This window comes from Bradyrhizobium sp. USDA 372 (assembly GCF_053629095.1).
The window spans coordinates 6,889,565-6,903,821 of record NZ_JBRJHR010000001.1 but is presented as its reverse complement, the minus strand read 5'-3'; the positions used below and the strand labels follow the sequence as shown (position 1 = coordinate 6,903,821).

The 14,257-nt window shown below is 65.5% G+C and carries 13 protein-coding genes; 9 read left to right on the top strand and 4 right to left on the bottom strand.

The window, feature by feature from the left end:
- Positions 1-84: 84 nt before the first annotated feature.
- Positions 85-948, bottom strand: a complete 864-nt coding sequence (locus AB7M16_RS32215) for a DUF308 domain-containing protein (protein WP_453946434.1) — start codon at positions 946-948, stop codon at positions 85-87.
- 329 nt (positions 949-1,277) lie between these two features.
- Here AB7M16_RS32215 and AB7M16_RS32210 point away from each other — a divergent pair, with 329 nt between their 5' ends.
- Together AB7M16_RS32210 and AB7M16_RS32205 are read left to right on the top strand one after the other, a co-directional pair.
- On the top strand, positions 1,278-2,927 hold the full coding sequence (locus tag AB7M16_RS32210; RefSeq protein ID WP_172784180.1) for a glycosyltransferase family 39 protein: 1,650 nt from the start codon (positions 1,278-1,280) through the stop codon (positions 2,925-2,927).
- Positions 2,928-3,120: 193 nt separating this feature from the next.
- Entirely contained in the window at positions 3,121-3,900 is a 780-nt protein-coding gene (locus AB7M16_RS32205) for a class II aldolase/adducin family protein (RefSeq protein ID WP_212256968.1), read from the top strand.
- Between the two features lie 335 nt (positions 3,901-4,235).
- Here the strand turns inward: AB7M16_RS32205 and AB7M16_RS32200 are convergent, their stop codons facing one another.
- The 3 genes from AB7M16_RS32200 to AB7M16_RS32190 form a co-directional block, all read right to left on the bottom strand.
- On the bottom strand, positions 4,236-5,630 hold the full coding sequence (locus tag AB7M16_RS32200; RefSeq protein WP_453946433.1) for a M20/M25/M40 family metallo-hydrolase: 1,395 nt from the start codon (positions 5,628-5,630) through the stop codon (positions 4,236-4,238).
- Between the two features lie 24 nt (positions 5,631-5,654).
- A complete protein-coding gene (locus AB7M16_RS32195) occupies positions 5,655-6,983 on the bottom strand; it encodes a glycosyltransferase family 87 protein (RefSeq protein ID WP_453946432.1) in 1,329 nt (442 codons plus the stop codon).
- Between the two features lie 141 nt (positions 6,984-7,124).
- On the bottom strand, positions 7,125-8,744 hold the full coding sequence (locus tag AB7M16_RS32190) for a helicase HerA-like domain-containing protein (protein WP_453946431.1): 1,620 nt from the start codon (positions 8,742-8,744) through the stop codon (positions 7,125-7,127).
- Positions 8,745-9,082: 338 nt separating this feature from the next.
- Here AB7M16_RS32190 and AB7M16_RS32185 point away from each other — a divergent pair, with 338 nt between their 5' ends.
- The 7 genes from AB7M16_RS32185 (at position 9,083) to AB7M16_RS32155 (ending at position 14,247) form a co-directional block, all read left to right on the top strand.
- On the top strand, positions 9,083-9,448 hold the full coding sequence (locus AB7M16_RS32185) for a DUF2267 domain-containing protein (protein ID WP_212259623.1): 366 nt from the start codon (positions 9,083-9,085) through the stop codon (positions 9,446-9,448).
- 24 nt (positions 9,449-9,472) lie between these two features.
- Complete coding sequence (locus AB7M16_RS32180) at positions 9,473-9,880, top strand: DUF4332 domain-containing protein (protein WP_025035066.1); 408 nt, start codon at positions 9,473-9,475, stop codon at positions 9,878-9,880.
- Between the two features lie 236 nt (positions 9,881-10,116).
- Positions 10,117-10,977 (top strand): dihydropteroate synthase, encoded by an 861-nt coding sequence (folP, locus tag AB7M16_RS32175; RefSeq protein ID WP_453946430.1) that lies wholly within the window; start codon positions 10,117-10,119, stop codon positions 10,975-10,977.
- Positions 10,974-11,342: a dihydroneopterin aldolase gene (gene folB, locus AB7M16_RS32170; protein ID WP_453946429.1), complete on the top strand. Its 369-nt coding sequence runs from the start codon at positions 10,974-10,976 to the stop codon at positions 11,340-11,342. Before folP ends, folB begins: the two co-directional genes overlap by 4 nt.
- Complete coding sequence (gene folK / locus AB7M16_RS32165) at positions 11,342-11,833, top strand: 2-amino-4-hydroxy-6-hydroxymethyldihydropteridine diphosphokinase (RefSeq protein ID WP_453946428.1); 492 nt, start codon at positions 11,342-11,344, stop codon at positions 11,831-11,833. The genes folB and folK overlap by 1 nt, the downstream gene beginning before the upstream one ends.
- A gap of 81 nt (positions 11,834-11,914) precedes the next feature.
- On the top strand, positions 11,915-13,786 hold the full coding sequence (locus AB7M16_RS32160) for a methylmalonyl-CoA mutase family protein (protein WP_453946427.1): 1,872 nt from the start codon (positions 11,915-11,917) through the stop codon (positions 13,784-13,786).
- Entirely contained in the window at positions 13,783-14,247 is a 465-nt protein-coding gene (locus AB7M16_RS32155) for a GFA family protein (RefSeq protein ID WP_453946426.1), read from the top strand. The genes AB7M16_RS32160 and AB7M16_RS32155 overlap by 4 nt, the downstream gene beginning before the upstream one ends.
- Positions 14,248-14,257: the final 10 nt, after the last annotated feature.

The window sequence follows — 14,257 nt, the reverse complement described above, 5'->3', positions numbered from 1 at the left end:
AATACATTCGGCTGAAACACGACGACTGAGGGCGATCGGCTGATTACTGGTGAAGGGCGCCCGCTCTACTTGAACCCCGGCGCCTCAACCGCGCTGGTCGAGATGGGCGCGGAGCTCGTCGATCGAGGCAAAGCGCATCATGCCCTCCGGCATCTGCGCCTCGATGGAACCATCGGAATAGAGCGAATAGGCCATGCCATCGACGATGCCGGACTTGAGCACCGTCACGGGTGGTGCGGACTCCACGGGCGGCGGCGGCTCGGGCGCCGGCGCGGTCTCCGCGAAGGTCGACGGCGAGCGCGGCGGCGGCGGCGGACGGCGCGGGGCGGCCGGCGGTTCTGGCGGGCGCGTACGGTCCGGCTTCGGCCAGGCCACGTCAAAGCTCGCTGGCGGAAGGTTCGGGGCCTCACTGGGCTCCACAGGCGGCGGCGCCGCCTCACCGGATTTCGCCTCGGCGCGCTCGCGTTCCTTGCGCGAGGTCGAGGCGAACAGCAGGTTGCGCCGGCGCGGCGCTTCCGGAGCGGCAGGTGGCGTCGGTGCTTCCGGTTCCTGCTGCGGTGCCTCGGCACGCGGACGCTCGCGCGCAGCAGCTTCGCTCTGCCACGGCGGCGGACTTGCGGGCGGTGGCGGCGGCGCCGGCTCGGCTCTCGCCGCCGCGGCGGGCACCGGCTCGGGGGCGACTGCGCCAGGCGCGGCGAGACCCGGCAGCACGGGCCTGACCCGAACCTCGGATGGCACGACCGCACCGGCCAGCCGGCGCGCGAGGCCCTTGAGCTCGAGCAGCACCAGACGCAGGCCGACCAGTAACATTCCGGAGCAGACGCCAATGGTGCCGGAGATTATGAGAGTCCCACCGAGACTGAATTCCCTGATCGTCATGCCGAAAATGATCGCGAGGAGACCCGCCAGGACGGCGCAAATCCCCACGATCAGCAATGCCAAATTCATCGAACTCACCCCCGGCCGCGCATCTGCACGCGAGAACCGCTACGCCACGATACCGTCATACGCTGTTCCACGCCAACGGCCAATTCTGGGCGGTGTTCCTAAAGGGAAGGAAATCAGGGACTTATTCACATTCCCTTCAGCTGCGGCTCGCTACTGCTAGAGCTGCTCTCAAGTCATCGGAATTGGTGCCAACCGGAATTGCTGCGTCGCATCAGGAATTTAGCCATAATGCCCAATTACTTGGTAATGGAACTGCGCTATAGGGAGTCCGGGGTTGAGGCCCGCGCGCACCAGCAGGGCCAAGAGGGGATTCCGGGGCACCGATAGCCATGACATCCATCACGACTTCGGCGATCGACACGCCTTCACGGCGCTCGGTCGAGCGGACTTGCGACGATCTCGCCATGCTGGTGCTGGCCGCGGTCGCCGTCATTGCAGGCTTGACCTTCCGCGATTACGGGCTCGGCTGGGACGACTACACCCACGCCGAATACGCCGACCTGCTGCTGCGCATGTTCGGTTCCGGCTTCAAGGATACCGCGGCGCTCTCCTTCGCCAATCTCTACATGTATGGCGGCGGCTTCGACATGGTCGCGGCCCTGCTGCACAAGGTCATTCCGCTCGAGCTGTTCGAGACGCGCCGCCTGGTCGGTGCCATCGTCGGCGTGATCGGGCTTGCCGTGACGTGGCGGCTCGGCCGCCGCATCGGCGGACCGCTCGCAGGCCTCGCCGCGCTGCTCCTGCTCGCGCTCTGCCCGATCTTCTACGGCCACATGTTCATGAACCCGAAGGATGCGCCCTTCGCGGTCGCCATGATCATCCTGATGCTCGGCCTCGTGCGGCTCGCCGAGGAATATCCGCAGCCGTCGCCGCGCACGATCCTGATCGTCGGCCTGGGGGCCGGCCTCTCGCTCGGCTGCCGCGTTCTCGGCGGGCTCGCTTTGGTCTACGCCACGGTCGGGTTCATGCCGCTGCTCCTGGAGGAATTGCGCAGCGAAGGTCTGCGCGAGTCGGTTCGCCGCTTCGCCCATGTCGTCTATGTGCTGCTGCCCGGCCTCGTGCTCGGCTACCTCGTGATGGGCCTGATCTGGCCGTGGTCGATCATGGAGCCCGGCAATCCCTTCGAGGCGCTGACCTACTTCTCGCATTTCTTCGAGAAGCCATGGAAGGAGATGTTCGACGGCGCGATCGTGTCGGTGCCCGACATGCCCTGGTCGTATCTGCCGACGCTGTTCGCGCTGCAGCTGCCCGAGGTGATGCTGGTGCTGATGGGTGGTGCCATCGTCAGCACCTTCGCCATGCTGCCGCGGCGCGAGGTTCCGGCGCGCCGCAAGACCATCCTCCTGATGCTGACGCTGGCTGCGACGCTGCCGCTCGCGATCGCGATGGTGAAGCGCCCGGCGCTCTACAACGGCATCCGCCATTTCGTCTTCGTGATCCCGCCGATGGCGGTGCTCGGCGGCGTCGCCTTCGCCTGGACCATGGAGCGCCTGCGCGCCAACCACCGCACCTGGCAGCCGGTCGTGCTCGCCACCTTCTGCTTCGGCCTCGCGCTGTCGCTCGCCGAGATGATCCGGCTGCACCCCTACCAGTACACGCACTTCAACCACATCGCGGGCACGGTGCGCGGCGCCGACGACCGCTTCATGCTGGACTATTGGGGTCTCGCCTTGAAGCAGGCCTCGGACGGATTGCGCGAGCAGCTCGTCGAGCGCCAGGAAGTGCCACCGAGCAACCGCAAATGGAAGGTCGCGGTGTGCGGACCGCAGCGCCCGGCCCAGGTCGCGCTCGGGCCGGACTTCACCATCGGCTGGGATTCCAATGCCGCCGATTTCGCCATGACGCTCGGCGAGTTCTACTGCAAGGGCCTCACGGCGCCGGTCATGGTCGAGATCAAGCGCGACGACGTGGTGTTCGCCCGCGTCTACGACATCCGCGGCCGCGGCATTTCCAGCCTGCTCTCGATCCCGGCGCCGTAGGATTATTCTCCGTTTCCGTAGATGGGATGGACCGAAGCGTAATCCGGGGACCTGTGGCGTCGTGCGAGCTGCCCCGCATTCCGCTTCGCTCCATGCGGGCTACGCGCGACAGCCACGCTCCTTGCGCCTTGCCGCCAGCCTCACCCGCGACTACGCTCGCTTCCCGCAACAACGACGTTCGGAGAGATCAGCCATGTCGCCAGCAGAAGCCCGCGTGAGGGAAGTGCCCTCCAACATGACGGAGGCGGAGTGGCAGCAACGGATCAATCTCGCCGCCTGCTATCGCCTGGTCGCGCTGTACGGCTGGGACGATCTGGTCGACACCCACATCTCCGCGCGCGTGCCCGGCCCCGACCATCACTTCCTCATCAATCCCTACGGGCTGATGTTCGAGGAAATCACGGCCTCCAGCCTCGTCAAGGTCGATCTGCACGGCAACCAGCTCTCCGAGAGCGAGTACAGCATCAACCCCGCCGGCTTCACCATCCATTCGGCAATCCACGAGGTGCGCGAAGACGCCATCTGCGTGCTGCATCTCCACACCCTCGACGGCACCGCGGTGTCGAGCAGCGCGGAAGGGCTGCTGCCGCTGAACCAGACCGCCCAGCTCGTCACCCACGACCTCGCCTATCACGACTATGAAGGCATCGCCCTCGACCACGAGGAGCGGCCGCGGCTGCAGAAGGATCTCGGCGACCACAACCACATGCTCCTGCGCAATCACGGCACGCTGACGGTCGGCCGCTCGGTCGCTTCCGCTTTCGAGCGCATGTATCACCTCGAACGCGCCTGCTCGATGCAGGTGCGCACGCGCGCACTGGGCACGCCGGTCTATCCGGTCGAGGAGATCGCGATCGAGAAGAACACCGAGCTGTTGTCCAACCGCGACCGCGCCGAGCTGCGCGCGAACAACCTCGTGTGGCCGCCCTTGCTGCGCAAGCTCGACCGCGTCAATCCCGGCTACAGGTCTTGAGATATTTGGGATCTGGTGTAGAGTAACACCAACGAACCTCTACGCCTTTTGGAATGAAACGCCGCCCAATCCCGGGCGGCGTTTTTATTTGGTGTGGCGACCTCTCCGCTCGTCATTGCGAGGAGCCCTTGCGACGAAGCAATCCAGACTGTTTCCGTGGAGGGATTTCTGGATTGCTTCGCTTCGCTCGCAATGACGATGAGAGAATCTTCGTAGCGAATGAAGCTATCGTAGGGTGGGCAAAGCGAAGCGTGCCCACGTCTTCTTCCTTCCTAATCACTGGGAGATGGTGGGCACGGCGCTTTTGCGCCTTTGCCCACCCTACGGCACCGTGCCTATTTCACCTCCGCCAGCGCGGCGAGGATCCTTGCCCAGGAGCGGATCCCTTTCTGGAAGCTCTTCAGGTCGTATTTCTCGTTGGGCGAGTGGATGTTGTCGTCGTCGAGGCCAAACCCCACCAGCAGCGAGTCGAGGCCGAGCGTGCGCTTGAAGTCGGCGACGATCGGGATCGAGGCGCCGGAGCCCATCAGCACGGTCTCCTTGCCCCACTCCTCCGTCAGCGCCCTGCTGGCGGCGGCAAGCGGCTTCATGGTCCAGTCGAGCGCGACCGCGGGCGCGGCGGAATGGTCGCCGAACTCGACCTTGCAGTCGCCGGGAATGCGCGCCGTCACGTAATCACGGAAGGCCTTGCGGATCTTTTGCGGGTCCTGGCCCTGGACCAGACGGAACGAGACTTTGGCCGAGGCATGTGAGGGAATCACGGTCTTGGAGCCCTCGCCGATATAGCCGCCCCAGATGCCGTTGACGTCGCAGGTCGGACGCGTCGAGGCCTGCTCGACCAGCAGCCTGCCCTTCTCGCCAGCCGGGAGCGACAGCCCGATCGGCTTGAGAAAGGTCTCGGGCGTGAAATCGAGCTTCTTCCACTGCGCCAGGATGTCGGGCGGCGTGTCCTTCACGCCGTCATAGAAGCCGGGAATGGTGATGCGGTTGTCGTCGTCGAACAGGCCGCCCAGGATCTTCGTGAGCAGGCGGATCGGGTTCATCGCGGTGCCGCCGAACACGCCGGAATGCAGATCGCGATTGGCGGCGGTGATCTTCAGCTCTTCATAGAGCAGGCCGCGCAGCGAGGTCGTGATCGCCGGCGTGCTCGGATCCCACATGCCGGTGTCGCACACCAGCACGTAGTCGGCCTTGAACTCGTCCTTGTTGGCCTCGATGAAGGGCACGAAGTTCTTCGAGCCGACCTCCTCCTCGCCCTCGATCAGGAAGGTGACGTCGACCGGCAGCGAGCCCGTCACCTTCTTCCAGGCACGGCAGGCCTCGACGAACGTCATCACCTGGCCCTTGTCGTCCTCGGCGCCGCGCGCGACGATGATCTTGCGGCCATCGGCATGATCGGTGACGACGGGCTCGAACGGCGGACGGTGCCAGAGATCGAGCGGGTCGACCGGCTGCACGTCGTAATGGCCGTAGAACAGCACGTGCGGCCGTCCGCCCGCGCCGGTCCTGCCGACGACGGCGGGATGGCCCGCGGTCGGCCTCACCTCGGTGGCCACACCGAGGCTGGCGATGTCCTTGGCGAGATGCTCGGCGGCAGCCTTGCAATCATCGGCGAAGGCGGGATCGGCCGAGATCGACTTGATCCGCAACAACGAGAACAGGCGCTCCAGGCTGTTGTCGAAATCCTTGTCGATGTGGTCGAGCACGGATTGGAGCTGCGCGTTGGCCATGATTGCTATCCTGGTTGTTGGGTCTCACGAGGTCCCGGGTTTTAACGCCGGCGCGGCCGCGGGGCTAGCCGCAAGCGGCGGATGCCGGATGTGCCAGGCGAGGCACCCTGCGAGGACCGCGGTCGCAGCGAGGTTGTTGCCGCTGGCTTGGATGACAATGGGAAACCACGGCAACGACAGCAGCATGAGGATGCCGGCGGCACCCAGCGCGAGCCAGGTTCCCAGGCGCACATGCGCTCGCTCGTCGAAGGCGGCGCGATGCATCAACACCGTCATCGGGAAGAACAGCCACATGAAGTAGTATTGCCGGGCCAGAGGCGAGGCCACCGTCATGAGGCAGAACAGGATGCCGAGCTCCTCGGCATCCGAGCGCGCCGTTCGCCGCGCTTGCCGCGGCATGATTGCGACGAAGCCGAGCCCGAGCAGCGCCGACAGCGCGAGCACGATCCAGTTCGCCGTCCTGTAGTCGACGTCGATCACGTTCATGGTGCGCGGCGGCTTCTTGGGATCGTCCTGATTGTAGTTGATCGGCCGCACCAGGCGATGCGTGACGGCAATCAGGGATTGGTTGACCCACGACCAGTTCTGCTCGCCACGCTGGCCAAAGCCTTTTTCCGAGCTCGTCCCGACCATGCCCTGGTACCATTTCGCAAGCTCGGCGGCGTTGCGCTCGAAGCCGCGGATCGGCGCCGGCACGAGGTAGAGAAGTATGCCGGTGAAGACGATCGTGCTGACAAGGGCGGCCCATTTGCGCCGCCACGCCAGATAAGGCAGCACCGCGACTGGAAACACCTTGATGGCGATGGCGAGTGCGAACATGAAGCCGGCGAGCCACGACCGTTGATGCCGCAGGCTCCAGAAGCCGTAGAGCATCATCGCCAGCAGCACGAGGTTCGGCTGGCCGAGGTCGAACATGTCGAACACGAAGGAGACGGTGACGACGACCGGCAGCGCCTCCAGCCACCGACCCGGCGCGCGGCCCGAGCCGGTCATGACCTGGGAGAGCGCCCCGGTGCACCACCACGCCACGGCGTTCAGGATCGACAGGACGACATAGAGCGGGATCTTGCCGAACCAGCTCGGGATCGCCAGCAGGATCGCCGGCAGCGGCGGATAGATGAAATCGAAATAGTCCTCGGGCGAGGCAGGATAGAGCGGCTCACCCTGCAAGACCTGCTGTCCAGCCCAGTACCAGAGCGAATAGTCCTTGGTCTTGCCGCGTCCGAAAATCTCGGGAACGAGCACGTCGGCGGCCAGGAGGATGCAGCAGAACAGAAAAAGCAGATCCAGCGGCGCCCGCAACGACGGGCGTCTGGGCAGGTCAGGCTTGGCTAACGGGGAGGACGTGGTCACGGTGCGGTCCCGAGCGGCGATGACACAGGACGTAGCAGACCGGCAAGGGCTTGGAGAGTCCCCTCACCTGAATGTGTGACGTTCGGCCCCTCCCAGATCGCGGGAGCGGTCGATCGATTGCCTTGCTGTGCGGCGTTCTGCCTACCGCCGCAGCAATCCGCCGAGCGCACCGCGGACCAGCGTGCGGCCGATCGAGCCGCCGAGCTGACCGCCGATCGACTTGCCGAGATTGGCCGCCATCCCGCCAATCACCTGGTTGGTGACCGATCGCGTCACGTCGCGGGCGATGACCTGGCCGGTCGACAGACGACCTCGCTTGACGTTGGTGCCGAAGATGGTGCCGACGATCGAGCCGATCTGGCCGAGAACGCCGCCGCCTCCGCCCGCGGGGCCGTCGGCGGTCGCCGCCGTGCCGGCGATGCGCTTCTGGATCATCTCGTAGGCGGACTCGGCATCGACGGCCGTGTCATATTTGCCCTTCACCGGACTTGCCGCCATGATCGCCTTGCGCTCGTCCGGCGTAATCGGTCCGATGCGGGCGGACGGCGGCCGGATCATCACCCGCTCCACCATCGAAGGCGTGCCGTTGCCCTCGAGGAAGGACACCAGCGCCTCGCCCTTGCCGAGCTCCGTGATCACCTTTGCGGTGTCGAGCCTCGGGTTGGGCCGGAAGGTCTGCGCCGCAGCGGCGACCGCCTTCTGGTCGCGCGGGGTGAAGGCACGCAAAGCGTGCTGCACCCGGTTGCCCAATTGTCCGAGCACACGGTCGGGCACGTCGATCGGGTTTTGCGTCACGAAGTAGACGCCGACACCCTTGGAGCGGATCAGGCGGACCACCTGCTCGATCTTGTCCATCAGCGCCTTGGGCGCGTCATTGAACAACAGATGCGCTTCGTCGAAGAAGAACACCAGCTTCGGCTTGGGCAGATCGCCGGCTTCGGGCAGCTCCTCGAACAGCTCCGACAACATCCAGAGCAGGAAGGTCGCGTATAGCCTCGGGTTCTGGAGCAGCTTGTCGGCGACCAGGATGTTGACCATGCCGCGGCCGTCGCTGTCGGTCTTCATGAAGTCCTTGAGCGTCAGCGCCGGCTCGCCGAAGAATTTGGTGCCGCCCTGGTTCTCCAGCACCAGGAGCTGGCGCTGGATGGTGCCGACGGTCGCCTTGGTGACGTTGCCGAACCCCTGAGCGGCCTTGCGGATGGCGGCGAGCGGGTCCTGCTCCGCGTCCGCAGCCTTCTTTCCGCTGTCGGGCACGATGGCGTCGAGCAGCGCCCGCAGATCCTTCATGTCCATCAAGGTCAGGCCGTTGTCGTCGGCGACGCGGAAGGCAACGTTGAGCACGCCTTCCTGCACGTCGTTCAGATCGAGCATGCGCGCGAGCAGAAGCGGCCCCATTTCCGTGACGGTCGCGCGCACGGGGTGGCCCTGCTCGCCGAATACGTCCCAGAACACCGTCGAGAACTGATCGGGCTGGAATCTCAGCCCCATTTCAGTGGCGCGCTTGACGATGAAGTCCTTGGGTTCGCCGATCTGGCAGATGCCGGCGAGGTCGCCCTTGATGTCGGCCGCGAAGACCGGAACACCGGCGCGTGCAAATCCTTCCGCCATCACTTGCAGCGACACGGTCTTGCCGGTTCCGGTTGCACCCGTGACGAGGCCGTGGCGATTGGCGAGCGCAAGCGTCAGCCAGGCCTGCTCGTCTCCCTTGCCGACGAAGATCTTGGCGTCGGTATCGCCGAGCTTGCTGTCCTGTGCGGTCATTATTCTCTCTGATCTCTCTGCCGAGTTTCGCGTATTGAAACTCAAATGCACCAGTTCCGTAGTTTAACGCATCTCGCGCGCCGATTAAATCGGTTCAGCGGCTCCTGCGCATGCGACATTGTCGGACACCGATGGGCGAGATCAGCCGAAAGTCGGAACGCGGCGTTCGCAACGCGGCAATTTTTTGCCGATTCGTTCTAGGCTCTTGCACGGCGGCAACACTTTTCGCGCGTTCGCGACGGCGCATGCGTTCATCGCTTGTATTTCACGTCACACCGGCTCAAGATCGTTTTCGAAAGCAATATTCCGGAATGTAAACCGGCTGAGGGGCGGGTCTTATGGACGAGCTGATCGGACGGCTGGCGACAAACGCCAGCATAGACGGTGCTGTCGCTGAAAAGACCGTCGGCATCATCCTGGCCTTCCTTCGCAACGAGGGTCCTTCCGACAGCGTGCAGGCCCTGATCGATCAGATCCCCGGAGCGGAAGCTGCGATCGAAGCGTCCAAGAGCGGTGGCGCCCTGTCGCGGCTGATGGGCGGCGGCTTGATGGCCGTCGGCACGCGCCTGATGAGCCTCGGGCTCGGCATGTCCGAGATTCAAAACGTCTCCCGTGAACTTTTCCGCTACGGGCGAGACAAAATCGGAGCGGATCAGATGGGCAAGATCATTGCGGGGACGCCGGGCCTCAGCCAGTTCGCCTGAGCGACGCTTTTCATATCGAGCATCATGACATATCCGATCTCCGAGATTGAGGGCCTGCCGGCCTTTGCCGCCAACAAACTGAAGGCGCAAGGAATCCGCACCACGGACGCGCTGCTCGAGGCGGCCTCCACCGTGAAGGGCCGCAAGGCGCTTTCGGCCAAGACCGGCATCAGCGAGCAGCAATTGCTGGAATGGGCCAACGTCTCCGACTACATGCGCATCCCCGGCATGGGCAGGGCCAAGGTCGGGCTCGTCCGCGCCGCCGGCGTCACCACCGTGCGCGAGCTCGCCTATCGAAATCCGGCGAGACTGGCGCAGAGCATGCGCGAGGCCAACGAGAAGAAGAAGCTCGTCCGCCTCCTGCCTTCCGAGAAGTCGGTCGGCGACATCATCGCCAAGGCCAAGAAGCTGCCGCCGAAGATTACGTATTAGGCTGCGGGCCAAGCTGGAGAGGTGGGGCATCACTGCTCCCAGATCGTCATTGCGAGCGCAGCGAAGCAATCCAGAATCTTTCCGCGGTGACAGTCTGGATTGCTTCGCTGCGCTCGCAATGACGGAGTGTGGGCAAGAACATCGCGTCCTCTCGGCCGTCTGTGCGCATCGGAATGGCCGCGAATCGCCCTCAATCCGGCTTGACACCCTCTTCGCGACCGCGCAAAGCGGGCCGCATGAATGCCTCGCCCTCCCCTTCCGTCCCGCCGGCCGGCTCGGCCGGGATCGACGCGCTGCGGACGCTCGTGGGCCGGCCGCTTCCTGCGGTGATGGGCGTGCTCAACATCACCCCGGATTCCTTCTCCGACGGCGGCGAGTTCATCGCGCCCGCGCGGGCGCTGGAGCGGGCGCGGGCGATGATCGCCGCCGGCGTCGACATCATCGACATCGGCGCCGAATCCACCCGGCCCTACCAGGGCGCCCGGCCGATCACGGCGGCGGAAGAGCTCGCGCGGCTGAAGCCGGTGCTGTCGGACGTCGTGGCGCTCGGTGTGCCCGTCTCGATCGACAGCATGAAGGCGGAGGTGGTGGCCTTCGCGCTCGACCAGGGCGCGGCGATCGCCAACGACGTCTGGGGCCTGCAACGCGACGCCGAGATGGCGCCGCTGATCGCCGCCAGGGGCGTGCCCGTCATCGTCATGCACAACCGCGACAGCGTCGATCCCGCCATCGACATCGTCGCGGACATCAAGACGTTCTTCCTGCGCTCGCTGGATCTCGCCGCAAAAGCCGGCATCGCGCGCGACAAGATCGTGCTCGATCCCGGGATCGGCTTCGGCAAGACCGCCGAGCAGAGCATGGCCGCGCTGGCGCGCTTGCGCGAGCTCGACATGTTCGGCCTGCCGATCCTGGTCGGCGCCTCGCGAAAACGCTTCATCGCCACGGTGTCGCCGTCGGAGCCCTCGGAGCGGCTCGCCGGCTCGATCGCGGCGCATCTGATCGCCGCGCAGCGCGGTGCCAAGATCATCCGGACCCATGACGTCGCCGAAACCCTGCAGGCCCTGCGGGTGGCGCATGCCATCGAGAGCGAGCAATGACCGATACGATCTTCGTCACCGGCCTGTCGATCCATGCCCGTCACGGCGTCATGGATCACGAAACCGAGGTCGGTCAGCGTTTCGTCATCGATCTCGATCTCTATACCGACCTGTCGGAGCCTGCGCGCAGCGACCGGCTCGCCGACACGGTGTCGTACGCTGAAGTCGTGGCGACGACGACGGCGGCGTTCAAGAACACCAATTACAAGCTCCTGGAGCGCGCGGCCGGCGCGGTGGCCGATGCCATCCTGTCGCACTTCCCGCGCATCCGCGCCGTGAAGGTCACGGTGCACAAGCCGCACGCGCCGATCGCCGCGATCTTCGACGATGTCGGTATCGTGCTGACGCGCTCCCGGCATCCCTGATGGCGAGCGTGCTGATCGCGCTGGGCGGCAATGTCGGCGATGTCCGCGCGACGTTCAAAAAGGCGATCGCGCATATCTGCGGCATGGCACAGGCGGCGCTGATCGCGCGCTCGTCCGACTATACGACCCCGCCCTGGGGCGACGAGAACCAGGATCCCTTCATCAATGCCTGTATCGAGATCGAGACCAGTCTCGATCCGCACGCGCTATTGTTCGTGCTGCAGAAAGTCGAGCAGAAGTTCGGCCGCACGCGCGAGAAAGACCGGCGCTGGGGCCCGCGCACGCTCGATCTCGACATGATCGCTTATGACGATGTCTCCTTGCAGAAGCCCGACCTGACGCTGCCGCATCCGCGCCTGTTCGAGCGCGCCTTCGTGCTGGTGCCGCTGGCCGAAATCGCACCGGACCGCGTGATCTCGGGCATTCGTGTGCGTGACGGGCTCGCCAGCGTCTCGACGCAAGGCATTGAGCGGCTTCCGGATACCGGTTAACCAAAAACAACCGTTTGCAGGAACGGTCCGCCGTGGCAATTTCGCCTGCGGATAACAAGACGTTGGGGAGCCCCGCGCCGCATGACCTCCGTGACTGACGACCTGCCGCTGGCGGCGGATTTTCCCAAGGCTACGCCTGAGGACTGGCGCAAGCTGGTCGACGGCGTGCTGAAGGGCGCGCCGTTCGAGAAGCTGGTCGGCAAGACCTATGACGGCGTCAAGATCGAACCGCTCTATCCGCGTGCGAAGGGCGTTACGCCGGTGGTGGGCCGGCTGCCGGCCGCGCCGTGGCAGATCGTGCAGCGGATCGACCATCCCGATGCGGCGCTCGCGAATGCGCAGGCGCTGCAGGATCTGGAGAACGGTGCGACCGGGCTTGCGCTGGTATTCGCCGGCGCCAATGGCGCGCGCGGTTTCGGCCTGGAACCTTCTGCCGACGCGGTGGCAAAGGTCCTGAAGGACATTCATCTCGACGCCGGGATCGGCATCGAGCTCGAGATTGGACCGCAATCGCGGATGGCCGCGATCCATGTCGCGGAATATGTGAAGAGCAACGGCCTCGATCCCGCCGCCTGCAACATCCGCTTCGGGCTCGATCCGCTCGCGGCTGGCGCGGTGTGGGGCCACAGCCCCTATACTTGGGAGGAAATCGCCCCCGCGATCACGGGCGCCATCAAGGGCCTCGCCGGGCTCGGCTTCAGGGGGCCGTTCGCCTCCGCCGACGGCCGCGTGATCCATGATGCCGGTGGTTCGGAAGTGCAGGAGCTCGCCTTCGTGCTGGCCTGCGGCGTCGCTTATCTGCGCGCGATCGAAGGCGCGGGCATTCCGCTGGAAACCGCGCAGGGCATGGTCTATGCGCGGCTCGCCGCTGATGCCGACCAATTCCTGACCATGGCCAAATTCCGCGCGCTGCGGCTGTTGTGGGCGCGCATCGTGACCGCTTGCGGGCTCACGCCGAAACCGCTGTTCATCGCCGCCGATACGTCCTGGCGCATGCTGACGCAGCGCGATCCCTACGTGAACATGCTGCGCGCGACCGTGGCGACCTTCGCCGCGGGGCTCGCCGGCGCCAATGCCATCACCGTGCTGCCGCATACGCTGGCGCTCGGCCTACCCGATCCGTTCGCGCGGCGCGTGGCGCGCAGCACCCAGCTTTTGCTGCTGGAAGAAAGCAACCTCGCCAAGGTCAGCGATCCTGCGGCGGGCGCCGGCGGGATCGAGACGCTGACGGCGCAGCTGTGCGACGCGGCCTGGGCGCTATTCCAGGAGAGCGAGAAATCCGGTGGCGCCTTCGCCGCGCTTCAGCAGGGTGTGTTCCAGAGCAAGGTCGCGGCCACGCGCAAGGCGCGCCAGGCCAATATCGCGAAGCGCCGCGACGTGCTGACCGGCGCCAGCGAGTTTCCGAACCTGCAGGAGAGCGAAGCCACTGTCCTGAAGGCAACGCCGATCGCGCTTCCGCCCTATGGCGAACAGACATACAAGTTCGAGGCGCTGGCGCCGATCCGTCTCGCGGAACCGTTCGAGGCGCTGCGCGACAAATCCGACGCGATGTTGAAGGCGCGGGGCGCACGGCCAAAGGTGTTCCTGGCCAATCTCGGCACGCCCGCCGATTTCACCGCGCGCGCGACGTTCGCCAAGAGCTTCTTCGAGGCCGGCGGCATCCAGGCGGTCGACAGCGAGGGCTTTGCCGATCCGGCCAAGCTGGCCGCGGCCTTCAAGGCCTCCGGCGCCGAGTTGGCCTGTCTGTGTTCCAGCGACAAGGTCTATGCGGAACACGCCGAAGCTGCGGCGAAGGCCCTGCAATCGGCCGGCGGGCGACATATCTATCTGGCAGGCCGCCCGGCTGAGGCAGAGGCGGCGCTGCGGGCCGCCGGCGTCACGGGTTTTGTCTTCGCCGGCGGTGATGCGGTTGCCACGTTGCAAGACGCTTATCGACGGATGGAAATGGCATGACCGAGACCAGCAAACCCGTTCTCACCGGCGGCTGCCAATGCGGGGCGGTCCGTTTTGCCCTGACGGCGTCGCCGAACAAGATTTCGATCTGCCACTGCCGGATGTGCCAGAAGGCCAGTGGCGCGCCGTTTGCCTCCTTCGCCGACATCGAGAAGACGGACTTTGCCTGGACCAAGGGCGCGCCGTCGGCGTTCCAATCCTCGTCGATCGCGATGCGCGACTTCTGCGCCGCCTGCGGCACGCCCCTGAGCTTCCGCCGCATCGATGGCCCGCGCATCGAGATCATGACTGGCGCCTTCGACCGGCCGGACCACGTGGTGCCGACACGGCAATATGGCACTGAATCCCGCCTCGGCTGGGTGGTCGGCATCGCCAATTTGCCGAGCCAGACCACGCAGCAGAATTACGGACTGGAGAAGATGGCCACCATCGTCAGCCATCAGCATCCGGACCATGATTGAGCTTACGATA

What these genes read in the sequence shown, in the direction of transcription:
- AB7M16_RS32215 (WP_453946434.1), bottom strand. Translation starts at nt 948, where the DNA reads ATGAATTTGGCATTGCTGATCGTGGGGATTTGCGCCGTCCTGGCGGGT.
- AB7M16_RS32210 (WP_172784180.1), top strand. Translation starts at nt 1,278, where the DNA reads ATGACATCCATCACGACTTCGGCGATCGACACGCCTTCACGGCGCTCG.
- AB7M16_RS32205 (WP_212256968.1), top strand. Translation starts at nt 3,121, where the DNA reads ATGTCGCCAGCAGAAGCCCGCGTGAGGGAAGTGCCCTCCAACATGACG.
- AB7M16_RS32200 (WP_453946433.1), bottom strand. Translation starts at nt 5,630, where the DNA reads ATGGCCAACGCGCAGCTCCAATCCGTGCTCGACCACATCGACAAGGAT.
- AB7M16_RS32190 (WP_453946431.1), bottom strand. Translation starts at nt 8,744, where the DNA reads ATGACCGCACAGGACAGCAAGCTCGGCGATACCGACGCCAAGATCTTC.
- AB7M16_RS32185 (WP_212259623.1), top strand. Translation starts at nt 9,083, where the DNA reads ATGGACGAGCTGATCGGACGGCTGGCGACAAACGCCAGCATAGACGGT.
- AB7M16_RS32180 (WP_025035066.1), top strand. Translation starts at nt 9,473, where the DNA reads ATGACATATCCGATCTCCGAGATTGAGGGCCTGCCGGCCTTTGCCGCC.
- folP (WP_453946430.1), top strand. Translation starts at nt 10,117, where the DNA reads ATGAATGCCTCGCCCTCCCCTTCCGTCCCGCCGGCCGGCTCGGCCGGG.
- folB (WP_453946429.1), top strand. Translation starts at nt 10,974, where the DNA reads ATGACCGATACGATCTTCGTCACCGGCCTGTCGATCCATGCCCGTCAC.
- folK (WP_453946428.1), top strand. Translation starts at nt 11,342, where the DNA reads ATGGCGAGCGTGCTGATCGCGCTGGGCGGCAATGTCGGCGATGTCCGC.
- AB7M16_RS32160 (WP_453946427.1), top strand. Translation starts at nt 11,915, where the DNA reads ATGACCTCCGTGACTGACGACCTGCCGCTGGCGGCGGATTTTCCCAAG.
- AB7M16_RS32155 (WP_453946426.1), top strand. Translation starts at nt 13,783, where the DNA reads ATGACCGAGACCAGCAAACCCGTTCTCACCGGCGGCTGCCAATGCGGG.